19 protein-coding genes are annotated in these 21,976 nt (G+C 69.0%); 12 read left to right on the forward strand and 7 right to left on the reverse strand.

The features are described from left to right. Genes FZ938_RS30740 through FZ938_RS28110 form a run of 3 tightly spaced genes read right to left on the reverse strand, consistent with a single transcriptional unit; the run spans position 1 to position 1,121 of the window. Entirely contained in the window at positions 1–156 is a 156-nt protein-coding gene (locus tag FZ938_RS30740) for a hypothetical protein (protein WP_174757539.1), read from the reverse strand. A 24-nt stretch (positions 157–180) separates the two neighbouring features. Further along, the gene (locus tag FZ938_RS28105; protein WP_246458062.1) at positions 181–483 is read right to left on the reverse strand and encodes a cytochrome C oxidase subunit IV family protein; all 303 of its coding nucleotides are present in this window, start codon (positions 481–483) and stop codon (positions 181–183) included. A gap of 11 nt (positions 484–494) precedes the next feature. Continuing rightward, positions 495–1,121, reverse strand: a complete 627-nt coding sequence (locus FZ938_RS28110) for a cytochrome c oxidase subunit 3 (protein WP_149201566.1) — start codon at positions 1,119–1,121, stop codon at positions 495–497. 249 nt (positions 1,122–1,370) lie between these two features. Here FZ938_RS28110 and FZ938_RS28115 point away from each other — a divergent pair, with 249 nt between their 5' ends. The 6 genes from FZ938_RS28115 to nirK all read left to right on the forward strand — a co-directional run bounded on the left by FZ938_RS28115 (position 1,371) and on the right by nirK (position 7,827). Continuing rightward, the gene (locus tag FZ938_RS28115; protein ID WP_149201567.1) at positions 1,371–1,823 is read left to right on the forward strand and encodes a c-type cytochrome; all 453 of its coding nucleotides are present in this window, start codon (positions 1,371–1,373) and stop codon (positions 1,821–1,823) included. Between the two features lie 13 nt (positions 1,824–1,836). Then, positions 1,837–3,186, forward strand: a complete 1,350-nt coding sequence (locus FZ938_RS28120) for a cbb3-type cytochrome c oxidase subunit I (protein ID WP_149201568.1) — start codon at positions 1,837–1,839, stop codon at positions 3,184–3,186. Between the two features lie 66 nt (positions 3,187–3,252). Continuing rightward, positions 3,253–4,089, forward strand: a complete 837-nt coding sequence (locus tag FZ938_RS28125) for a CbbQ/NirQ/NorQ/GpvN family protein (RefSeq protein ID WP_174757540.1) — start codon at positions 3,253–3,255, stop codon at positions 4,087–4,089. A gap of 37 nt (positions 4,090–4,126) precedes the next feature. After that, positions 4,127–6,043 (forward strand): nitric oxide reductase activation protein NorD, encoded by a 1,917-nt coding sequence (locus tag FZ938_RS28130; RefSeq protein ID WP_149201569.1) that lies wholly within the window; start codon positions 4,127–4,129, stop codon positions 6,041–6,043. 20 nt (positions 6,044–6,063) lie between these two features. After that, on the forward strand, positions 6,064–6,612 hold the full coding sequence (gene mog / locus FZ938_RS28135; RefSeq protein ID WP_149201570.1) for a molybdopterin adenylyltransferase: 549 nt from the start codon (positions 6,064–6,066) through the stop codon (positions 6,610–6,612). Between the two features lie 147 nt (positions 6,613–6,759). Then, positions 6,760–7,827 (forward strand): copper-containing nitrite reductase, encoded by a 1,068-nt coding sequence (gene nirK, locus FZ938_RS28140; RefSeq protein ID WP_149201571.1) that lies wholly within the window; start codon positions 6,760–6,762, stop codon positions 7,825–7,827. Between the two features lie 81 nt (positions 7,828–7,908). Here nirK and kdpC read toward each other — a convergent pair whose 3' ends face one another. The 4 genes from kdpC to kdpF are packed head-to-tail and all read right to left on the reverse strand — an operon-like array spanning position 7,909 to position 12,439. After that, positions 7,909–8,502: a potassium-transporting ATPase subunit KdpC gene (gene kdpC, locus FZ938_RS28145; protein WP_149201572.1), complete on the reverse strand. Its 594-nt coding sequence runs from the start codon at positions 8,500–8,502 to the stop codon at positions 7,909–7,911. Positions 8,503–8,515: 13 nt separating this feature from the next. Continuing rightward, positions 8,516–10,615: a potassium-transporting ATPase subunit KdpB gene (kdpB, locus tag FZ938_RS28150; protein WP_149201573.1), complete on the reverse strand. Its 2,100-nt coding sequence runs from the start codon at positions 10,613–10,615 to the stop codon at positions 8,516–8,518. Positions 10,616–10,626: 11 nt separating this feature from the next. Continuing rightward, positions 10,627–12,336, reverse strand: coding sequence for a potassium-transporting ATPase subunit KdpA (kdpA, locus tag FZ938_RS28155; protein WP_149201574.1), 1,710 nt, complete (start codon positions 12,334–12,336; stop codon positions 10,627–10,629). A gap of 13 nt (positions 12,337–12,349) precedes the next feature. Continuing rightward, positions 12,350–12,439: a K(+)-transporting ATPase subunit F gene (kdpF, locus tag FZ938_RS28160; protein ID WP_063828251.1), complete on the reverse strand. Its 90-nt coding sequence runs from the start codon at positions 12,437–12,439 to the stop codon at positions 12,350–12,352. A 404-nt stretch (positions 12,440–12,843) separates the two neighbouring features. On the opposite strand from kdpF, the gene FZ938_RS28165 reads away from it, so the two are divergent. The 6 genes from FZ938_RS28165 to FZ938_RS28190 all read left to right on the forward strand — a co-directional run bounded on the left by FZ938_RS28165 (position 12,844) and on the right by FZ938_RS28190 (position 21,971). Further along, positions 12,844–13,230: a response regulator gene (locus FZ938_RS28165; protein ID WP_149201575.1), complete on the forward strand. Its 387-nt coding sequence runs from the start codon at positions 12,844–12,846 to the stop codon at positions 13,228–13,230. A gap of 75 nt (positions 13,231–13,305) precedes the next feature. Beyond that, complete coding sequence (locus FZ938_RS28170; protein ID WP_149201576.1) at positions 13,306–14,232, forward strand: NAD-dependent epimerase/dehydratase family protein; 927 nt, start codon at positions 13,306–13,308, stop codon at positions 14,230–14,232. Positions 14,233–14,266: 34 nt separating this feature from the next. Further along, entirely contained in the window at positions 14,267–15,157 is an 891-nt protein-coding gene (locus FZ938_RS28175; protein WP_246458064.1) for a glycoside hydrolase family 191 protein, read from the forward strand. Beyond that, positions 15,154–17,433: a polysaccharide deacetylase family protein gene (locus FZ938_RS28180; protein ID WP_149201578.1), complete on the forward strand. Its 2,280-nt coding sequence runs from the start codon at positions 15,154–15,156 to the stop codon at positions 17,431–17,433. The genes FZ938_RS28175 and FZ938_RS28180 overlap by 4 nt, the downstream gene beginning before the upstream one ends. 7 nt (positions 17,434–17,440) lie before the next feature. Next, positions 17,441–20,419: a tetratricopeptide repeat protein gene (locus FZ938_RS28185; RefSeq protein ID WP_149201579.1), complete on the forward strand. Its 2,979-nt coding sequence runs from the start codon at positions 17,441–17,443 to the stop codon at positions 20,417–20,419. Beyond that, positions 20,400–21,971, forward strand: coding sequence for a tetratricopeptide repeat protein (locus FZ938_RS28190; RefSeq protein WP_149201580.1), 1,572 nt, complete (start codon positions 20,400–20,402; stop codon positions 21,969–21,971). Before FZ938_RS28185 ends, FZ938_RS28190 begins: the two co-directional genes overlap by 20 nt. Positions 21,972–21,976 lie beyond the last annotated feature (5 nt).

A 21,976-nucleotide genomic window follows, 5' to 3' on the forward strand; every position in this document is an offset into this window, starting at 1 on the left:
TCACTGGGTGAAGAACATCGCGGCGAAGACGGCGGCGGTGGCGGCGATCACCGTCACCAGCCCGTTGCGCCCCAGTGCGCGTTGGCGGTGCAACGCCACCGCCACCACGATGACGGCTACGCTGGTCAGAATCAGGCCCAACTTGGCTTCGGTCATGACGAACTATCCTTGATGTCGGTGTCAGTGCGGGCCGATCCAGCCCAGCGCGCCGGCGGTGGTGACCAACAGGATGACCCCGCACAGCAACACCAGCCAGCCGGTCATCGCCAGCCGCCAGCCCGGTCCGGCCTGATCCAATTCCAGGTAATGCAGAAGGATTTCCCGTCCCTTCGCCACGGCCAGCGCCAGCAGCAGAGCCGCCCCGGCGATGCCGACGCTGCCGCCCGCATCGCCATGGCGGGCGAACAGCAGGGTGACGGCGGTCAGGCCGATCAGCACCAGCCAGGACAGCGTCAGCCGGTCGATCTTCTTGAAATGCGTCATGGCCGGTCTCCTCAGCGGATCAGATAGACGAGCGGATAGAGGATCACCCAGACCAGATCCACCATGTGCCAGAAGGCCGCCCCGGTCTCCAGATTCTCAATCAGCGTTTCGGGCATCGTCTCGGGGCCGGACCGGCTGACCAGCAGCAGGATGACGATTCCCAGCACCACATGCAGGGCGTGGAAACCGGTCAGCAGGAAATAGAGGGTGAAGAAGGTATCGGTGTCGATGGTCAGGCCGGCGCCCAGTGTCGCCGAATATTCCATCGCCTTCACCGCCAGGAACACCGATCCCACCGCCGCCGCCATCATCATCGCCCGGCGCGCCTGCGCCACCGCGCCGCGCCGGCCGGCGGCGACGCCGCGGGCGGCCAGATAGCCGCTGGTCACCAGCACCATGGTGTTCAGCGCCCCCGCCGTGCCGTTCAGATGCGCCTGACCCGCGGCGAAGGTCGCCGGGTCCAGCACGCGGGCGACGGCGAAGCCGATGAAGGCGGCGCCGAACACCGCGAGTTCGCTGAAGATCAGGATCCACATCATCAGGTTGCCGGGCAGGGCGGCGAGGCCGCCCGCCCTTTCTTCGGGTCCCGTCAGTTCCGGGCCCCTCATCTCCAGGCCCCTCATCTCGATGTCGGCCATATCCAATTCCCGGTGTCCAAAGCTTGTCATCACGTATGCGAATGATATGTCGCCGGCCCCGCCATCGGCTTGACCACGGTCAAGGAATGACCTTCCGCCACGGTCAATTATTCGTCCGACCCGTGGCGGTAAGACGCTGCGACGCCCGTCTTCCGGCCCCTGCTTCCAGACTGCGGCTTCGCGCAACCAACGCCTCCCGAACCGACCCCCACTCGACCGACAGATCGAGATTTCCAGGGATCCCGAGCGATGACCGAACGCTTTACCAAGGCGGCCGCGCGAAACATCTTCTATGGCGGATCGCTGTTCTTCTTCGCGACATTCGTCACGATGACCGCGCTCAGCCACAATTACATCGTCAACACCAGCACAGACAAGAAGGGGCTGACCGAGGCGGTCACCCGTGGCAAGCATGTGTGGGAAAAGAACTCCTGCATCAACTGCCACACGCTGCTCGGCGAGGGCGCCTATTTCGCCCCCGAGCTGGGCAATGTCTGGCTGCGCTACGGCGGCGACAAGGACCCGGAGGGCGCCGTGATGGCGCTGAAGGGCTGGATGGCGGCCCAGCCCTCCGGGATCGAGGGCCGGCGCCAGATGCCGCAGTTCAACCTGACCGAAAAGGAGGTCGAGGATCTCGCCGCCTTCCTGGAATGGACCAGCCGCATCAACACCCAGAACTGGCCGCCCAAGCTGTCGGGCTGAGGAGATTTCCGTCATGAAGTACGAATCGCAAAAAGTCGCCCTCTATTACTTCGCGGCGGCCATGGGACTGTTCGGTGTGCAGATCCTGGTGGGTCTCCTGGCCGGCACCGTCTATGTGCTGCCCAACACGATGTCGGAGCTGCTGCCCTTCAACATCATCCGGATGATCCACACCAACGCGCTGATCGTCTGGCTGCTGATCGGCTTCTTCGGCGCCGCCTATTATCTGATCCCGGAAGAGGCTGAAACCGAACTGCACAGCCCGAAGCTGGCGCTGATCCAGCTCGGCCTGTTCGTCTTCGGCGCGCTGGCCGCCGTCGTCGGCTATGTCTTCCGCATCCATGAGGGGCGCGAGTTCCTGGAACAGCCGCTGTGGATCAAGGCCGCCATCGTCGTCGTCGCGCTGATGTTCCTCTACAACGTCACGCTGACGGTGCTGAAGGGTCGCCGCACGGTCATCACCAACATCCTGCTGGTGGGCATGTGGGGCATCGCCATCTTCTTCCTGTTCTCCTTCTACAACCCGGGCAACCTGGCCCTGGACAAGATGTACTGGTGGTACGTCGTCCATCTGTGGGTCGAAGGCGTGTGGGAACTGGTCCTGGCCTCCATCCTCGCCTTCCTGATGATCAAGATGACCGGCGTCGACCGTGAGGTCGTTGAGAAGTGGCTGTACGCCATGGTCGGCCTCGCCCTGTTCAGCGGCATCCTCGGCACCGGCCACCATTATTACTGGATCGGCACGCCCGGTTACTGGCAGTGGATCGGCTCGCTGTTCTCCACGCTGGAAGTCGCCCCCTTCTTCACCATGGTCGTCTTCGCCTTCATGATGGTGTGGAAGAGCGGCCGTCGTCACCCGAACAAGGCGGCGATGCTGTGGTCGCTGGGCTGCGCGGTCTTCGCCTTCTTCGGCGCCGGGCTGTGGGGCTTCCTGCACACGCTGGCCCCGATCAACTACTACACCCACGGCACCCAGGTGACCGCGGCGCACGGGCACCTCGCCTTCTACGGCGCCTATGCGATGATCAACCTCGCCATCATCACCTACGCGATGCCCTACCTGCGCGGCCGGGCGCCCTACAACCAGACCCTCAACATCTGGAGCTTCTGGCTGATGAGCGGCGGCATGGCCTTCATGACCTTCGCCCTGACCGCCGCCGGCATCGTGCAGACCCACCTGCAGCGCGTGATGGGCATGGGTTACATGGAGGTCCAGGAACAGATCGCCATGTTCTACTGGCTGCGTCTGGGCGGCGGCGTCGCCGTCGGGATCGGCGTGCTGGTCTACCTCTACGCCATCTTCGGCCCGGCCCGTGAGGAGCGTCCGGTTGCCGTCGCCGGCGGCCTCCAGGCGGCCGAGTAAGCCTCGAACCTCCGGCCCCCGTTCGCATCCGCGGCGGGGGCCGTCCGTTTTCCAGGAGTCCTTCCCATGATCCGCAGCGCCGCCACCCTTGCCGCCGTCCCCGGTACCGCCGATGCCGCCAACAGTGCCGATCTGCCCTACTATCAGCCGACGGGCGACGAGTGCGCGCTGTTCGAGCATGCCTACAACCACCGCCTGCCTCTTCTGCTGAAGGGGCCGACCGGCTGCGGCAAGACCCGCTTCGTCGCCCATATGGCGGCCAAGCTCGGCCGGCCGCTCTACACCGTGTCCTGCCACGACGACCTGACCGCCGCCGACCTGACCGGCCGCTATCTGCTGAAAGGCGGCGACACCGTCTGGGCCGACGGGCCTCTCACCCGTGCCGTCCGCGAAGGCGCGATCTGCTATCTGGACGAGGTGGTGGAGGCGCGCAAGGACGTCACCGTCGTGCTGCACCCGCTGACCGACGACCGCCGCATCCTGCCGCTGGACCGCACCGGCGAGACGCTGGAGGCGCCCGCGGGCTTCATGCTGGTGGTGTCCTACAACCCCGGCTACCAGAATGTGCTGAAGGCGCTGAAGCCCAGCACCCGCCAGCGCTTCCTGGCCGTCGAGTTCGATTTCCCGTCGCCCGAGCGCGAGATCCCCATCGTCGCCACCGAAAGCGGCCTGCCCGAGAACCGCGTCGCCCCGCTGGTCCGCCTCGCCAACGCGCTCCGCGCGCTGAAGGGGCAGGATCTGGAGGAAGGCGTGTCGACCCGCCTGCTGATCTACTGCGCCACGCTGATCCGCTCCGGCATGAAGCCGGAACGTGCCATCCGCGCCGCCCTGATCGAGCCGCTGACCGACGATCCGGACATCCGCGCCGCCCTGCTGCGCGTGGCCGAGGTCACGCTGGGCTGATCGAAGGGGTTGATCGAAGGGGCGGGGGGGCATCGTCATGCTGGAGTTCTTCGAACCGGAAGAGACCGTCGGCCGTCTGTGGCACCGCCTGATCGGCGGACGGTCGAGCTATCCGCATCATCCGGAAGCCGCGGTGACGCTGGAATCCATGCGTCCGCGGCTGGCGGTGTTCTTCCGGGCGCTGGGCGGCGACCGCGGGGTTCGGCTTGCCGCCGGGACCGCCGCGGTGTCGGGGCACCGGCTGTCGCTGCTCGGCCGCATCGGGCTGGGGGAGGAGCGGGTGGAGCGGGCGGCGCTCGACGGCAATGTGCTGCAGTTGCCGACGGTCATCGACCTGTTCCCAGACCCGGCCCTGAACGAGCGGCTCTATGAATGGCTCGCCGCCTTCTTCGCCCATGCCGAAGCCGAGCCGGCTCCCGCCGACCCGCTGCAGGCCGACCTGCAGGCGCTGCGCGGCGCGGCGGCCACCACGGTGCGGGTGCTGACGCGCTGGCCCGGCCTGTCCGGCATGCATGAGGAACTGGCCCGCGCCGTCGCCGTCATCCGGCCGCCCCGCCGCCTGCCGCCGGTGGAGGCGGATGTCGAGCGCGCCGTCCTGGCGCTGCTCGGCGCCGGTGCCGTCACCAGCGAAGGGGCGCGCATGCTCGCGCCCACCGTGCCGCTATCTGACTTCACGGCTCCCTATGGCTATGCCCGCCTGCTGCCGGTGCCGCTGTGGGGCCTCGTCGTACCGGGTGCCGAGCGTGACGCCGCCGCCGCGGTGGACAGCCCCGGCGAGGGCGGGCAGGCGGCCGAGGGCGACCAGCGCCGCCGCGCCGCGACCCGCCGGCAGACCGACCAGATCCAGCGCAACGACCCGCTGATCCTCAACCGCTTCGAAAAGATGCTGAGCCTCGCCGAGGCGCTGAACATCCCGCGCGCGGTCGATGACGACGACGCGGAGAATGCCCGCAAGGCCGCCGGCGACCTCGACGAGATCGCGGTCGGCGCGCATCAGCGCAAGGCGTCGACCACGCTGAAGCTCGACCTCGACCTCGGCGCGCCGGTGGTGGACGACACGCCGCTGGTGGCGACCCTGAGCTACCCGGAATGGGACCACGGTCGGCAGGCCCATCTCCCCAACCACTGCCGTGTGATCGCCGAGACGGCACCGGCCGACGGTGAGTCCTGGCAGCCCGACGCCGCGGCCCAGCGCCGCATCCGGCAGGTCCGCCGCCAGTTCGAGGCGTTGCGCCCGCGCCGCATGCTGTTCACCGGGCAGGCCGATGGCGACGAGCTTGATCTGGCCGCCCTGGTGCGCAGCCGGGCCGATCTTCAGGCCGGCGGCTGCGGCAGCGACCGCGTGCACCAGCAGGTGCGCAGCGCCGCACGCGATCTAGCGGTGGCGGTGCTGGTCGACGGCTCTCTCTCCACCGACGGCTGGATCGAGGGCCGCCGCGTTCTGGATGTGGAGAAGGAGGCGCTGCTAGCGCTGACCCACGGCCTGACCGCCTGCGGCGATGCCCATGCGCTCTATTCCTTCACCTCGCGCCGGCGCGACTGGGTGCGGGTGCAGACGCTGAAGGACTTCGAGGAGCCGCTGGGCGCCACCGTCACCCGCCGCATCGGTGCGCTGAAGCCCGGCTACTACACCCGCATGGGTGCGGCGATCCGCCACGTCACCGCCCAGCTTGCCGACCGGCCGAACCGCCACCGGCTTCTGGTTCTGCTGACCGACGGCAAGCCCAACGACGTGGACCATTACGAAGGCCGCTATGGCATCGAGGACACCCGGCAGGCGATCCGCGAGGCACGGCGCGACGGGCTGGCGGTCTTCGCCATCACCGTCGACGCCCAGGCGCGTGACTATATCCCCTATCTGTTCGGGCGCGGCGCCTATGCCATATTCCCGCAGGTTTCCCACCTGACCAAGGCGTTGCCGGCGCTCTACCGGCAGGTCGCCTGTGCCGCCTGACCGAAAAAGGACCATCGACCATGAGCGAACCGGTGCAGATCGGGCCCGTAAAGATCGGTATCGTCACAGTCTCCGACCGCGCCAGCCGCGGCGTCTACGAGGACAAGGGCGGTCCGGCGATCGCTGAGGAGTTGACGCGCATCGTCGCCTCCCCCTGGGTGGCGGAGGCGCGGGTCATCCCGGACGAACTGGACCTGATCGCCGCGACCCTGACCGAGCTGTGCGATCTCGCCGGCTGCGATCTGGTGGTGACCACCGGCGGCACCGGCCCGGCCCCGCGCGACGTGACGCCGGAGGCGACGGAGCGGGTCTGCGACAAGATGATGCCGGGCTTCGGCGAACTGATGCGCTCGGTCAGTCTGCGGGTGGTGCCGACCGCCATCCTGTCGCGCCAGACCGCGGGCATCCGGGGCCGCAGCCTGATCGTCAACCTGCCGGGCAAGCCGTCGGCCATCCATGACTGCCTGATGGCGGTGTTTCCCGCGATCCCCTATTGCCTCGACCTGATCGGTGCCGGCCGGATCGAGACGGACCCGCAAATCTGCGTGGCATTTCGACCGAAGTCCTGAAATCGCAAAATCATCACACTTTGTATGGAAATAAAGAGGGGCTGCGACAAAATAGCGTTCAGGTCTTCCACTTGACGGCGGTCAAGCATCTGCAGTGGTGGCGGGAGGAATATTCCCTCACAAGAAACATCCAGCCGAGACGACGCCATGAAGACCAAGCTCTCCCTCGTCACCGTCAGCGCCGCCGCACTGATGATCCTGTCCGGTATCGGCGCCGCTTCGGCGGCTGAAACGCTCTATGCCGACCCGAAGGTCAAGCAGCCCACGCTCAGCGTCGTCCAGGACCCGGCCGCCGTCCCGGCGCCGGAAAAGGCCGGCAAGCGGGCGCCGAAGACCCACAAGGTGCAGTTGACGACGTCCGAGGTCGAATCGACCCTTGATGACGGCACCACCTACACCTATTGGACCTTCAACAACACGGTTCCGGGTCCGATGGTGCGGGTGCGGGTTGGCGATACGGTGGATGTTTCGATCTCCAACGCGCCGGAATCGACGATGAACCACTCCGTCGACTTCCATGCCGCGACCGGCTTCCTCGGTGGCGGCCAGATCACCCAGGTGGAACCCGGCCAGACCAAGTCCTTCAGCTTCAAGGCGCTGACCCCGGGCGTCTTCGTCTATCACTGCGCCACGCCGATGGTCGCCCACCACATCTCAAAGGGCATGTACGGCCTGATCGTGGTGGAGCCGGAAGCCGGCCTGCCGCCGGTCGATCACGAATTCTACGTGATGCAGCAGGAAATCTACGCCACCAAGGCCAAGAACCTCGCGAATGCCGAGGACGACTATGACGGCCTCGTCAACGAGCGTCCGAGCTATCTGGTGTTCAACGGCACCGTCGGTGCGCTGACCAAGGACAAGCCGCTGAAGGCGAAGGTCGGCGAGACGGTCCGCCTGTTCTTCGGCGTCGGCGGCCCGAACCTGACCTCCTCCTTCCACGTCATCGGCGAGATCTTCGACAAGGTCTATAACCTGGGCGGCCTGGAAAGCGAGCCGTCGAAGGGCATCCAGACCGTAACCGTCGCCCCCGGCGGCGCCACCATGGTGGAATTCAAGGTCGAATACCCCGGCAAATACGCCCTGGTCGACCATGCGCTGAGCCGTGCCACCAAGGGCCTGATCGGCATCCTGGAAGTCGAAGGCAAGCCCGACGACAGCATCATCAAGGACAAGAGCGGCGACAGCCGCAAGCAGTTGGGCGAGATGAAGCACTGATTGCTTCGCTGAGCACGGAAGGGCCGCTCTCCCGCAAGGGAGGGCGGCTTTTCCGCGTGTGCGTGGTTTATTCGCTGCGGCTCAACGGCTGCTCAACCGGTCCCCCGGCAGCCTCTCGTCGAGCGCCAGATTCAGCAGCAGCACATTCACCCGCGGTTCGCCGAACAGGCCGAGCTGCCGGCCCTCGGTATACTCCGCCACCAGGGCGCGGACGCGGTCGGGCGGCAGGTTGCGGGCCTTGGCGACGCGCTCCACCTGGAAGGCCGCGCCGGCCGGCGAGATGTGCGGGTCCAGGCCGCTGCCCGACGCGGTGGCGAGGTCGGCCGGCACCGGCCCCGGCGCGTCGGGGTTGGCCGCCCGCAGCTCCGCGATGGCCTTGGCCTGCGCCTCGATCAGCGCCTTGTTGATCGCGCCCAGATTGCCGGCGCCGCTGTTCGCCGCGTCATAGCCTTGACCGGCCGCCGACGGGCGCGGGTGGAAATAGGCGTCCCCGGCGAAGGACTGGCCGATCAGCGAGGAGCCGACGATGGTGCCGCCGCGCTCGATCAGGCTGCCGTTGGCCTTTGCCGGAAACAGCAGCTGCGCGGCGCCGGTGACCGCCAGCGGGTAGAGAAGGCCGGTCAGCACCGTCATGACGACGATGAGGACGAAGGCGGGGCGAAGTTCCCTGGTCATGCGATGAGGCTCCTCACACGAGACCGAGCGTGGTGATGGCCATGTCGATCAGCTTGATGCCGACGAAGGGCACCGCCAGACCGCCGAGGCCATAGATCAGCAGGTTGCGCCGAAGCAGGCTGACCGCATCCGCCGGGCGGTAGGTGACGCCCTTCAGCGCCAGCGGAATCAGCGCGACGATGATCAGCGCGTTGAAGATGATCGCCGACAGGATGGCGCTCTGCGGGCTGGCCAGCCCCATGACGTTCAGCGCCTGCAGTTGCGGATAGGCGGCGATGAACAGCGCCGGGATGATGGCGAAATACTTCGCCACGTCGTTGGCGATGGAGAAGGTTGTCAAGGCGCCGCGGCTCATCAGCAGCTGCTTGCCGATCATGACGATCTCGATCAGCTTGGTCGGGTCGCTTTCCAGATCCACCATGTTGCCGGCTTCGCGCGCCGCCTGGGTGCCGGTGTTCATGGCCACCCCGACATCGGCCTGGGCCAGGGCCGGCGCGTCGTTGGAGCCGTCGCCGCACATGGCGACCAGCCGCCCGTCCGCCTGATAGGAGCGGATCAGTTCCAGCTTCTTCTCCGGCGTCGCCTCGGCCAGGAAATCGTCCACCCCGGCCTCGGCGGCGATGGCGGCGGCGGTCAGCGGGTTGTCGCCGGTGACCATCACCGTCTTGATGCCCATGCTGCGCAGGGTCAGGAAGCGCTCGCGGATGCCGGGCTTGACGATGTCCTTCAGATAGACGACGCCCAGCGCCCGGCCGTCGCGCGCCACCACCAGCGGCGTGCCGCCGGCCTTGGCCACCCGCTCCACGGCCAGCGTCAGGTCGCGCCCTGCGCTGCCGATCCCCTTTGCGATCCCCTTTGCGATCCCCTTGGCGATCATCGCCGCGATGGTGTCCGGCGCCCCCTTGCGGATCCGCGTGTCCGTCGCGGCGACGTCCACCCCGCTCATCCGCGTCTGGGCGGTGAAAGGAATGAAGGTCAGCCCGCCGCGGTCCAGCGCCGCCGGATCGAAGCCGAAGCGCTGCCGGGCCAGCGCCACGATCGACTTGCCCTCCGGCGTATCGTCGGCCAGCGAGGACAGGAAGGCGGCCTCGGCCAACTCGCGCTCGGCGATGCCGCCGACCGGGATGAACTCCGACGCCTGCCGGTTGCCCAGCGTGATGGTGCCGGTCTTGTCGAGCAGCAGCACGTCCACGTCGCCCGCCGCCTCCACCGCGCGGCCGGATTTGGCGATGACGCTGAAGCGGACCAGCCGGTCCATGCCGGCGATGCCGATGGCGGACAACAGGCCGCCGATGGTGGTCGGGATCAACGTCACCAGCAGCGCGATCAGGAAGGCCACCGGGATGGCGGCGCCCGAATAATCGGCGAAGGCGGGCAGGGTCATCACCACCAGCAGGAAGATGATCGACATGCCCGCCAGCAGGATGTTCAGCGCGATCTCGTTCGGCGTCTTCTGCCGCTTGGCGCCCTCGACCAGCGCGATCATGCGGTCGAGAAAGCTTTCGCCCGGATTGGCGGTGATGCGGACGACGATGCGGTCCGACACCACCCGCGTGCCGCCGGTAACGGCCGAGCGGTCGCCGCCGGATTCGCGGATCACGGGGGCGGATTCGCCGGTGATGGCGCTTTCGTCCACCGTGGCGATGCCGGACACCACGTCGCCGTCGCCGGGGATCACGTCGCCCGCCTCGACCAGCACGAGGTCGCCGGCGCGGAGGCTGGCCGCCGGCACCGACTGGTGGGTGGTGGCGTCGACGCTGGCGACCTTCCGGGCGGCGGTTTCGGTCTTGGTCTTGCGCAGGCTGGCGGCCTGGGCCTTGCCGCGTCCCTCGGCGACCGCCTCGGCGAAGTTGGCGAACAGCACGGTGAACCACAGCCAGGCGGCGATCTGCCCGGCGACGCCGATGCCGGCGCTCCCATTGGCGCCGGCATTGCCGAACCCGGCGAGATCGCGCAGGACCAGCACCGTGGACAGCGCGGCCACCACGGCGGTGACGAAGATGACGGGGTTCCTGACCAGCTCGCGCGGGTCCAGCTTGCGGACGGCGACGCCGGCGGCCTGGGCGGCGATCCGGGCGTCGAACAGGGAAATCTCCGAAGTGCGGTGCATCATCGGTGGCATCCTCAGAAGAAGGTCCCGGTGCCGAGCATCAGGTGCTCCACCACCGGCCCCAGCGCCAGCGCCGGGAAGAAGGTCAGGCCGCCGACGATCAGCACGATGCCGACCAGCAGCCCGATGAACAGCCCGCCATGGGTCGGGAAGGTGCCGGCCGACGGCGGGACCGCCCGCTTGGCCGCCAGCCCACCGGCAATCGCCAGCACCGGCAGGATTACCAGGAAGCGGCCGAGCAGCATGGCGAGCGCGATGGTGGTGTTGTGGTAGAGGCTGTTGGCGCCGAAGCCGGCGAAGGCCGACCCGTTGTTGCCGGTGCCGGAGCTGTAGGCGTACAGCACCTCGCTCAGCCCATGCGGGCCGGGGTCCTGGATGCCGGCCAGCCCGGCCGGCAGCACAAGCGTCAGCGCCGAAAATCCCAGTACGCCGAGCGGCAGCGTCAGGGTGGCGATCATCGCCAGCTTGATCTCCTTCGCCTCGATCTTCTTGCCGAGATATTCCGGCGTGCGGCCGACCATCAGCCCGGCGATGAAGACGGCGAGCAGGACGAAGATCAGCATGCCGTACAGGCCGGCGCCGACCCCGCCGAACACCACCTCGCCCAGCATCATGTTGACCATCGGGACCATGCCGCCCAAGGGCATGAAGCTGTCATGCATGGCGTTGACCGACCCGTTGGAGGCGGCGGTGGTCGCCACCGCCCACAGCACCGAATTGACGATGCCGAAGCGGACCTCCTTGCCCTCCATGTTCCCCGCGGCGGGATCGAGCCCGGCGGCGATGACGGCCGGGTTGCCCTGCAACTCCGCCCAATAGGCGACGCCCAGCCCGCCGAGGAACAGGATGCCCATGGCGGCGAAGATCGCCCACCCCTGGCGCCGGTCGCCGACCATCCGGCCGAAGGTGTCGGTCAGCCCGGCGGCGAGCAGCAGCAGGAAAATCATCTCGACGAAGTTGGCCAGCGGCGTCGGGTTCTCATACGGATGGGCGGAGTTCACGGAGAAGAAGCCGCCGCCGTTGGACCCCAGCTGCTTGATCGCCTCCTGCGAGGCGACCGGCCCTTGCGCGATCACCTGCCGGGCCCCCTCCACCGTGTGGGCGACGGTATAGCTGTCCAAATTCTGCGGCACGCCCTGGCTGACCAGGACCAGCGCCGTGACGATGCTGATGGGCAGCAGCACATAGAGCGTCGCCCGCGTCATATCGACATAGAAGTTGCCGACCGTGCGGGCCGAACGCCGCGCGAATCCGCGGATCAGCGCCACCAGCACGGCGATGCCGGTCGCCGCCGACACGAAATTCTGCACCGTCAGCCCGGCCATCTGGCTCAGGTAGCTCAGCGTGCTTTCGCCGCCATAGGCCTGCCAGTTGGTGTTGGTCATGAAGCTGACGGCGGTGTTGAAGGCGAGGTCCGGCGGCACCGGCGCCATGCCCGCCGGGTTCAGCGGTAGCCAGCCTTGCGCGCGCAGCAGCGCGTACAGCAGCAGGAATCCCAGCAGGTTGAAGGCCAGCATGGACAGCGCGTAGGCCGTCCAGTGCTGCTCCTGGTCGGGGCGGATGCCGCACAGCCGGTAGATGCCCCGCTCGACCGGGCCGAGAACGCGGTCGAGCAGGACCCGCTCGCCGCTGAAGACGCGGGCCATATAGCCCCCGGCGACCGGGGTGAGCGCGATCAGCAGCGCGCAGAAGACGATGATTTGAAGGATGTCCGCAGTGTTCATCGGAAAGGTCTCCTCAGAACCGCTCGGGACGGATCAGGGCATAGCCGAGGTAGCCGAGCAGCCCCACGGCCACCAGCCCGCCCAGGATGAGATCGACGGTCATGGTCCTTGTGCCTTTCCCGCTCACAGCCGGTCGAAGGCGCGGACGGCGGCGGCGCTCAGCCCGAAAAAAGCCAGCGCGACGGCCAGAAATAGAATGTCGAGCACGCGGTTGCCCTCCCTTGTTGCGCGTGCCCCTTCAATTGCGCAGGGCCGCGTAAAGGGTCGATGCGGATTTCCGCCGCCCGGCATAAAGATCCTGTAAAGAAATCTCGCATACTGGTTCTTGGCGATGGTCCCGAAGTCCGGCTGTCGTACCGCGTCCTCGGCCTGCTTGACCCGGCTGATCGAAAGCGTTACACAGCCAAAAATGCGTGAATACCGGTAGGGATGTGCAGCGTAGGGTCGCGCGTCGCGCCATGCCCGCCGCCGGCCATGCCGCTCACGCCACAAAGGTCGGATGGCGAGATGGTGGACACGGTCGAAAAGACGCGGACGATCCTGGTGGTCGAGGACAATGTGCTGATGCGCAAGCTCTTCGTCCGCTGCCTGGAGGAAGGCGGCTTCACCGTCGTCGAGGCGTCCGACGCCTCCTCCGTGCTGGACCTGATGCGTGACATGGCGCCCGATCTGGTGGTGATGGACATCGTCATGCCCGGCCTGTCCGGGCTGGACCTGATCCGGCAGATCCGCGCCGACGCCGATCTCGCCGCCGCGACGGTCATTGCCGTCACCAACCTCGCCACGCCCGCCGACAAGCGCCGGCTGGCCGAGGCCGGCTTCGACGGCCATGTGTCCAAGCCGATCAAGCCCAAGGAATTCCAGGCTGCGGTCGCCGGTTTCCTCGGCACGTGAGCCGCGAAATCTGATCCGGCGGCTCTGACTTAGCGTATCACCCGAAACACACGCAAAAGCGGAGGGGCCGCAGCGATGGCGCGTTATCTTGTTACCGGCGGTTGCGGCTTCATCGGCTCGCACCTGATCGAGCGGCTGCTGGCGGGCGGGCACGAGGTTCGCGTGCTCGACGATCTGTCGACCGGCAAGCGCGAGAACCTGCCGGACGGCGTGCCGGTCACCGTCGGCGACGTGGCCGATGCCGAGGCGGTTCGGTCGGCGATCGCCGGCGTGGACGGCTGCTTCCATCTGGCCGCCGTCGCCTCGGTCGACCGCTCGCGCGAGGCGTGGCTGGAGACCCACCACGCCAACCTGTCCGGCACCATCGCCGTCTTCGACGCCGCCCGCCGCGCCAATCCGGCCGGGCCGGTCCCGGTGGTCTACGCGTCCTCCGCCGCCGTCTACGGCGACAACCCGAACATGCCGCTGACCGAGGATGCGGCGACCCGCCCGCTGTCCGCCTATGGCGCCGACAAGCTGGGCTGCGAACTGCATGCGCGGGTGGCGGACGGGGTGCATGGCGTGCCGACCGCCGGTTTCCGCTTCTTCAACGTCTACGGCCCGCGCCAGGACCCGAAATCGCCCTATTCCGGCGTCATCTCCATCTTCGCCGGCAGGATCGCCCGTGGCGAGCCGATCACCATCAACGGCGACGGCGAGCAGGTGCGGGATTTCATCTTTGTAAAGGACTTGGTGCGATACCTGACCGCGGCGATGGACCGTCCGCAGTCCGGCGCGCCCGTCTACAACGTCTGCACCGGCCGTCCGACCTCGGTCAACCGGCTGGCGGAGGTGCTGGCGGAGCTGTCGGGCCGGCCGCTCGACCGGCGCCATGGTCCGGCGCGGCCGGGCGACATCCGGGTGTCCATCGGCGATCCGTCGCGTCTGGTCGCCGCCTTCGGGATGAGCTGCGACACGCCGCTGGAGGATGGGCTGCGCCAGACTCTGGCGTGGCTTGGCTGAGCAAGAGAGACTTGAGCAAAAGGATAGGGGTGGCGTGACCGGTGGTTCGATCGGGCGGCGGGCTGTCGCCGGAGGGCTGATGTCGGGTGTGGCGCTGCTGGCGCTGCCCAACAGGAGCCTGCGGGCCGCCGATGCCGGCCACGCTACCGCTGCATCCGATCCCTGGGCGGTCTATTACGCCGACGCGGCCCCGCTGTCCGCCTTCCGGCCCTACCGGCTTCTGGTGCTGGACAGCCGCACCCACCCGCCGCTTTCGCCGCTGGCCGATCGCGGCAAGACCCTGCTCGGCTATCTCAGCGTGGGGGAGGTCGAGACGCACCGCCCCTGGTTCGGGCGGGTGAAGGCCTGGGGAATCCTGGACCAGGAGAACCCCAACTGGTCCGGCAGCTTTTATGTCGACGTGCGCGACCGCCGCTGGGTCAAGCTGGTGGTGGAGGAACTGGTGCCCGCCATCCTGCGCGAGGGCTTCCAAGGCGTCTTCCTCGACACGCTCGACAACCCGCCGCATCTGGAACGCACCGATCCGAAGCGCTGGCGCGGCATGACCGACGCGGCGGCGGCGCTGGTGCGCGCCATCCGCCGCAATTGGCCCGACATCGGCCTGATGCAGAACCGCGCCTACGAGATCCTGCCGCAGACCGCCCCGCTGCTGAGCCATGTGCTGGGCGAGAGCGTCTATGCGGGTTGGGACTTCGCCGCCAAGCGCCCGCACCGCCAGAGCGCCGAGGATTACCGGTTCCAGGTCGAGGCCTTGAAGGCCGCCGGGGCGCTGAATCCGCGCCTCGCCATCCATACCCTGGATTACTGGGATCCGGCCGACGCCGCGGGCATCCGGGCCATCTACGATCTGCAGCGCGCGAACGGCTTCGCCCCCTACGTCTCGACGGTCGAACTCGACCGCCTGATCCCGGAGCCGCCGCGGTGAAGCGTCTGTTCAAAGCAGCAGCGCTCGCCCTCGGCCTGCTCCTGCCCGGCATGGCCCCTTCCGTGCTCGCCGCCGGTTCTCCCACGACGGCCGCGACGGCTCAGCAGACGGTGCCGCGCACCATCCTGGCGCTGGTCGACCTGCGCGAGGAAAGCACGATCCGTCTCAGCCGCATCCACACGATGGTGGAACTGCCGCTGAACCATCTCGGCCTGTCGGTGGTCTATTGGAACGTCGCCGACGGGCTGCCCGACCTGTCGCGATATCCCGACCTGCGCGGCATCGTCACTTGGTTCGCGGGGGATCCCTTCACCGATGTCGGCGCCTACATCGCGTGGGCCGGACGCGCGATGGACCGCGGCGTCCGGTTCGCCGTGCTGGGCCAGTCCGGGGTGCGGCTGGAGCGCGGCGGCAAGCCGGTGCCGCTGGCCGTTGCCAACCGCTTCTTCGCCCGGTTCGGTCTGCGTGACGACGACGGCTATTCCGACCTGACCTACAAATCCCGGCCGATTCTGGCCGATGGCATGATCGGCTTCGAACGGCCGTTGTCGGGGGTGCTGCCCGGCTACCCGCTGTTCCGCAAGGCCGACGAGCGCTTCGCCTCCCATCTGGTGATGCGGCGCGGCGACGACCCGGCGAGCGACAGCCATCTGGTGGTCACCGGCCCCTCCGGCGGTCTGGTCACCGACGGCTACGGCCGCTATTTCGACGCCGAGTACAATCGGCGGCAATGGATCGTCGATCCCTTCGCCTTCTTCCGCGACAGTTTCGCCACCGACGACCTGCCGAAGCCCGATGTCACCACCCTGTCGGGCCGGCGCCTCTATTTCAGCCATATCGACGGCGACGGCTGGCGCAACGTGACGGAGGTGGCGCCCTACGCCAACAGGCGTGTCCTGTCCGCCGACATGGTGCGCACCGCCGCCATCGAACCGTTTCCCGAATTGCCGGTCAGCGTCGCCCCCATCGTCGGCGACCTCGACCCGACCTGGAAGGGCACGCCGGAGTCGCTGCAGGCCGCGAAGAAACTGTTCGCCCTGCCGCAGGTGGAGCCTTCCAGCCACACCTGGACCCACCCCTTTCAATGGTCCTTCTTCAAGGATTACAACCGTCAGAACGAGGCGCCCTTCCTCAACCGCGACAGCGGCTATCGCCCCGGCAAGCCCGACGACCATGCGGCGGAGGAGGCGGGGGAGGTGTCGGACATCGGCCGCTATGCCGTGCCGCGCGCCTATCTGCAGCAACCCTTCGACCTCGACCAGGAGATCGGCGGCGCGCTCGATTACTTCACCCGGCTGGCCCCGGCCGGCAAGCGGGCGGTTCTGGTGCAATGGTCGGGCGACACATCGCCGTTCGAGGCGGCGCTGGCCGCGGTGCGCAAGGCGGGCGGGGTCAACATCAACGGCGGCGACGCCCGCTTCGATGCCGATTTCCCCTCCATCACCGGCCTGCCGCCCATCGGCCTGCCGGTGGGGGCGGAGCGTCAGATCTACGCCGCAGGCAGCAACGAGAACACCTATACCGAGCTGTGGACCGGCCGCTTCTACGGCTACCGCAATCTCATCAACACGATGCGCCACGCCGGCAGCCCGATCCGGCTGAAGCCCTTCAACGTCTATTACCACATGTACAGCGGCCAGAAGGCGGCCAGCCTGAACGCGCTGGTCTCGGTGCTGACCGCCGCCCGCGGGCAGGAACTGGCGCCGGTCGCCGCCTCCACCTACGCCCGCATCGCCGAAGGTTTCTACACCACACGGTTCGAGCCGCTGGCGGGCGGGTCGGACGGCGGGCGGCGCTGGCGCGTGCTGGATCGCGGGGCGCTGAACACGCTGCGCTTCGACAACGCCAGCGCCAGCGCGGTCGATTTCGCCCGCTCCAGCGGCGTGCTGGGCCAGCGCCACAGCCAGGGCAGCCTGTATGTCGCGCTCGACCCCGCGGTGGCGGAGCCGGTGGTGGCGCTGACGGCGACCGCCCGCGCCGACCGCGACCCGCCCGCGGCATTGCCCTATCTGATCCAGGGACGCTGGGCCTTTTCCGCGCTTGCCGCGCAAGGGCAAGGCTTCCGCGTCGCCGCCACCGGCTATGGCGATGGTTCCATGGTCTGGCATGTGCCTCGGCCCGGCCGCTGGACGGTCACGGCGGAGCGCGACGGGACCCGGCTGTGGTCGGGCAGCGCCGATGCGGACGCCGACGGCCGGCTGGCGCTGACCGTGCCGGTGTCCGCCATTGCGCCGCTGCTGCTGCGGCTTCGTCCGACCGACGATACGGCGGGGTAGGGCGGCGATGCGCGCGAACATCCTCGTCGTCCTGCTGGCGCTGCTCTTGGGCATCGGCGCCAGCCTGCTGCTGATCCCGCACAGCGGCGAGCTTGCCCTGCAGAAGTTCCGCGACCGCGATTACGAAAGCGCCCGCGCGGTCTACGAGCAGCGCTATGCGGCCGGCGACCGCAGCGGCACCACGGTGATGCCGTTGACCCGGCTGTCGCTGGCCCAGGGCGACGTCGAGCGCGCCATCGCCCTGACCGAGGAGTTCGTCGCCGTCGAGCCGTCGTCCGTCGAAGCGCGGGAGTTGCTGAACCGCCTCTACCAGGATGCGCAGCGTCCCGGCGATTATCTCGAAAACCTGAAGGCGCTGGCGGAACTGCGCCACAGCGCCGACCTGTTCCGCGACCTCGCCTATGCCGCCGGCTTCCGCAACCGGATGGCGCTGAAGGTGGAGGCGCTGACCCGCTACTGCGCCCTGCGTCCCGATGATGTCGAGGCTCAGCAGGAACTGGCGGCGCTGCTGGCTGCCCGCGGCGACCATGTCGGGGCGGTGGACCGGCTGCTTCGCGCCGACGACCGCGCCAAGGGCGAGATCCAGCCCGACAGCCGCGAACTGCTGATGAGCCTGCTGATCGACCTCGACCGCGAGGAGGAGGCGTTCGACCGCGCCCGGCGCTGGCTGGGCGAGCACCCCACCGTCGCCGACATGATCGGTCTGGCGAGCCAGCTCGCCGCGGCGTCCCGTCCCGACCTCGCCCTGCGGCTGATCGAACCGCAGGTGACGGGGCGGGAGCATGCGCTGGCGCTGGAACTGACCTACATCGACCTGTTGATCGCCGCCGACCGCCGGGAGGAGGCGCGGACCCGCCTGTCGGCGCTTCACGGCCCGGTGGAGGATGTCCATTTCGGGCGGCTGCTGGCGCTGGAGGTGAATGCCGGCATGCTTCGACCGGCGCTGGAGGCGACCAAGGGGCGCGACCTGCATCTGGTTCCCGACTGGGTCCTCGCCGGGCTGGCTGAAAGCGCCCTGCGCGGCGGCGACCGCAGCTTCCCCGACCGCCTCTACCGCGAGTTGGGCGACGAATTCCTGAACGATTACCCGCTGCTGGCCGCCAACATCGCGCTCGGCCGCGGCGATCCCGCCGCCGCCGCGGGGTGGGCGGAGCGCGGCCTTGCCGGTGGCGCTTTGACTCCTGGCGACCAACTGGCCGCCATCCGCATCCTCGACCGCGCCGGCCGCCATGGCGCGGCGACCGCCGCCTTCGACCGGCTGCCGCTGACCGGCGGCATTCCCGACGAGCAGGTGGAGGAGCTTGCCGCCCTGTTCATCGACCTCGACCGCGCGCCGGCCGGGCTTTCCTGGTTCGAGGCGCGGCGGCAGGCCACGCCGTCGCCGGCCGCCACGCAGGGCTGGGCGCGCTTGGCCGCCAAGGCCGGCGATCCCGCCGCCGTCGCGGCGTGGCTGGCCGGACAGCCCAAGCTGCCGGTCGGCCTGTTGCAGGACATCGCCGGCAGCGCCGCCGAACGCGCCGCCGATTCTCCTCCGGCGGCGGCGCTGGCTCTTGCCGCCTCGCAACGCGCCTTTGCGCTCGACCCGTCGCCGCGCAGCCGTCTGGCCTTCGCCAACGCCCTGACCGCCACCGGCAAGCCGGCCGAGGCGCTGCCGCTGCTGGCTCCGCTGCTGACGGATGGCGGCACGGAGGTGGAGGCGGCCTATATCGCCGCGCTGGCCGGCGCCGGGCGGTCGGAAGAACTGACCCGCCACCTGACCGCCAAGCTGGCGAAAGGCAACCTGTCCGATGCGGAACAGCAGGCCATCGTCACCATGCTGCTCGACCACAAGGCCTATCGCGCCGCCCTCCCGCTGCTGCGCGGCTGGGCCGAGGGGCAGGGCGGGGATTGGCTCGGCGTGTATGCCGATGCGGCGGCCAAGGCCAACGCGCTGCCCGACCTCGCCGCCCTGCTGCAGAGCCGGGCCGCCGCCGCTCCGCTGGCCGAGGCGGAGGATGCGCTTTACCGCGATACCCTGACGAAGTTGGGCCGCAAGGCCGACCTGCGCCGCTATTTGCTGGCGCGCGCCACCGACAGCCGTCTGCCCGCCGACAAACGGCGGGAGCCGGTATCATCCCTGCTGGCGCTTGGCGACAAAACGGGGGCGGAGCAGGCCCTGCAGCGGCTGGCGGCGGGGCAGGGACCGCAGAGCGAGGATTTCCGGCAGCTCGCCTATCTCTGGGGGCCGCGCCCGCCCGCCGCCGGCCTGGACTGGATGGAGGCGAGGGCCAGGGCGGCCTCCGACCCGGCCGAGCAGGCGGCGTGGTACGACCGTCTCGCCGAATATGGCGGCGGGCGCCGCGTCATCGCCGGGCTTGGCAGCCAAGGCGCCGCTCCGGCGCAGCCGGCGCTGAAGGCCCCCTACATCGAGGCGCTGGCGGCGGCCGGCAAGGGCAAGGAGCTGGCCCAGGCCCTGCGCACCGCCGTGCCCGAGGAAGCCGCCCCCGACCGCCTGCGCCGCTACGCCCGCCTCGCCGAGCAGACCGGGCAGCGGGCCGCCGCCGCCCAGGCCTGGACCGCCCTGCTGACGCGCAAGCCCGAGGACGCCGACGCGCTGCGCCAGCTCGGCATGCTGGCCTATGACGAGAACCGCCTCGCCGACGCCGAACGGCTGCTGCGGCGCTACGTCGCCACCGGCCCCGACGATTACGAAGCCTACTATTTCCTGGGCGAGGCGCTGACCGCGCTGAAGCGCCCGACCGCGGCGGTTCCCTTTTACCGCACCGCCCTGTCCCAGCTGCGCCACCGCGCCGGCCGCGGCGACGCGGCGATCCAGACGGAGGCCAATCTGCTGAACCGGCTTGGCAAGGTCGACGACGCCGTGGCGCTGTTCGAATCCCTGCGCAAGCGCCGCCCGGCCGACCGCCAACTGAGGGCCGACTACGCATCGATGCTGATCGAAAACGGACGACTGCCGGAGGCCCGCCGTGTCCTGGCCCTTCCGTAATCGCTTTCGCGCCTCCGCGCCCTTCACCCTAACCCTCGCCCTCCTCGCCGCCGCCCCCGCCCATGCCCAAACGGCCTCGGCTCGGCTTGAAGCCGTGCGCGAGGACCGTGCCGCCCGCTTCGCCCTGCATTGGCCCGGCCCGGTCGCCACCGAAACCCAGCGCGACGGCCGCGAACTGGTCCTGCGCTTCAACCGCCCGCTGGGCGAGGTCGCGCTCGACCGCGTGCCGGAGCGGCTGGAGTCCTGGGTCGACAACATCCTCTACGGCTACGACAGCGTCGTCCTGGTGCTCGGCACCGGCGTCGAGGCGACGGTCGCGACCGACCGCACCGGCCTCACCGTCGCCATGACCCGCGCCCCCGCCGCCGCCCCCAGCCGCGAGGCGCAGACCGCCGACCGTGCCGCCCGCCGCCGTCTGGACTATTTCCGCGCGCTGGCGATGATGGAGGGAGGCGACGTCCGACCGGCGCGGACCCTGCTGCGCGACCTGCTGGAACAGGACCCCAACGACGCCCAGTCCACCGCCCTGCTGGCCCAGGCGGAGGAAAGGCTCGGCCGCTGGCGCGAGGCGATCCGGGCCTATGACACGGCGCTGGAGCTGACGCCCGACGAACCCTCGCTGATCCAGGGCAAGGCGCTGCTTCTGCACGAGAATGCGGACCGCAGCCGCCTCGACCTCGACTGGCAGAAGGTGCGCAACGCCGACATGCAGCGCATCGCCCGCTTCAGCGGGGTGCAGGACCTCGGCCGCTCCACCGCCTTCACCTGGAGCCTTGAGCGCCGCGATGTCGATGTCGACGCCGCCCGCCGGGAGGACGGCCGGCTGGAGGCGTTCCACGGCGCCCGCTCCCGGCTGGAAGCGGCGCTGGTCCATGACTGGCCGGAGTTCGAGCGCTCCACCCTGGCGCTCTACGCCGCCCCTCAGACCCTGGGCGCCGGCTACACCCATGGCTGGCGCGGCGACGAGACGGAGACCCGCGCCGGCTTCGCCTGGAGCGAGCCGAGCTTCGCCTTCCTGGAGGGCATCGTCGACGGCGGCCGGCGCGACCGCCTGTTCGTCCAGCATGAGGACCGGCTGTCCGACCGCTGGTTCCTGTCGCTGGGCGCCGGCTACAACCGCTACGGACTTGCCGGCGACGCCGATCTGGCGCGCAGCGCGACGGTGGAGGGATCGCTCCGCTACACGCTGAACGCGGCGGGGCCGCTGGCCAGCGTCGCCTATGTGCTGGACGCCGAATACGTCGCCCACCGCGAGGAGCGGCAGGATTCGCTTGGCCAGCCTTACGTCCCGCTGCCGGCGGCGACGCGCGAGGTTCATGCGCTGCAGCTGAATGCCGAGGATTACCTGACCGATTACGTCCGCTATGCGGTGCAGGTCGGCTACGCCTATGACCGGCGGGGCCGCAGCGGGCCGCAGGGCGCCCTCTCGCTGGGGTGGGAACCGGCGGACAATCTGGAGCTGAATTTCCGCGCCAGCCATGCCCGCTCCACCTCGCGCGGCACGGCCAGCGCGGTGAACAGCGCCGGCGTCACTCTGGTCTGGCGTTATTGACGGTG

Source organism: Azospirillum oryzae (genome assembly GCF_008364795.1).
In the GTDB taxonomy this organism is placed as follows: Bacteria; Pseudomonadota; Alphaproteobacteria; order Azospirillales; family Azospirillaceae; genus Azospirillum; species Azospirillum oryzae.

Bases quoted from the DNA above. Each gene is read 5' to 3' on its own strand.
- FZ938_RS28130 (WP_149201569.1), top strand. From the start codon at position 4,127: ATGCTGGAGTTCTTCGAACCGGAAGAGACCGTCGGCCGTCTGTGGCAC.
- FZ938_RS28105 (WP_246458062.1), bottom strand. From the start codon at position 483: ATGACGCATTTCAAGAAGATCGACCGGCTGACGCTGTCCTGGCTGGTG.
- kdpF (WP_063828251.1), bottom strand. From the start codon at position 12,439: ATGACCGTCGATCTCATCCTGGGCGGGCTGGTGGCCGTGGGGCTGCTC.
- kdpB (WP_149201573.1), bottom strand. From the start codon at position 10,615: ATGATGCACCGCACTTCGGAGATTTCCCTGTTCGACGCCCGGATCGCC.
- FZ938_RS28115 (WP_149201567.1), top strand. From the start codon at position 1,371: ATGACCGAACGCTTTACCAAGGCGGCCGCGCGAAACATCTTCTATGGC.
- FZ938_RS28185 (WP_149201579.1), top strand. From the start codon at position 17,441: ATGCGCGCGAACATCCTCGTCGTCCTGCTGGCGCTGCTCTTGGGCATC.
- mog (WP_149201570.1), top strand. From the start codon at position 6,064: ATGAGCGAACCGGTGCAGATCGGGCCCGTAAAGATCGGTATCGTCACA.
- FZ938_RS28120 (WP_149201568.1), top strand. From the start codon at position 1,837: ATGAAGTACGAATCGCAAAAAGTCGCCCTCTATTACTTCGCGGCGGCC.
- FZ938_RS30740 (WP_174757539.1), bottom strand. From the start codon at position 156: ATGACCGAAGCCAAGTTGGGCCTGATTCTGACCAGCGTAGCCGTCATC.
- kdpA (WP_149201574.1), bottom strand. From the start codon at position 12,336: ATGAACACTGCGGACATCCTTCAAATCATCGTCTTCTGCGCGCTGCTG.
- FZ938_RS28110 (WP_149201566.1), bottom strand. From the start codon at position 1,121: ATGGCCGACATCGAGATGAGGGGCCTGGAGATGAGGGGCCCGGAACTG.
- kdpC (WP_149201572.1), bottom strand. From the start codon at position 8,502: ATGACCAGGGAACTTCGCCCCGCCTTCGTCCTCATCGTCGTCATGACG.
- nirK (WP_149201571.1), top strand. From the start codon at position 6,760: ATGAAGACCAAGCTCTCCCTCGTCACCGTCAGCGCCGCCGCACTGATG.
- FZ938_RS28125 (WP_174757540.1), top strand. From the start codon at position 3,253: ATGATCCGCAGCGCCGCCACCCTTGCCGCCGTCCCCGGTACCGCCGAT.
- FZ938_RS28165 (WP_149201575.1), top strand. From the start codon at position 12,844: ATGGTGGACACGGTCGAAAAGACGCGGACGATCCTGGTGGTCGAGGAC.
- FZ938_RS28170 (WP_149201576.1), top strand. From the start codon at position 13,306: ATGGCGCGTTATCTTGTTACCGGCGGTTGCGGCTTCATCGGCTCGCAC.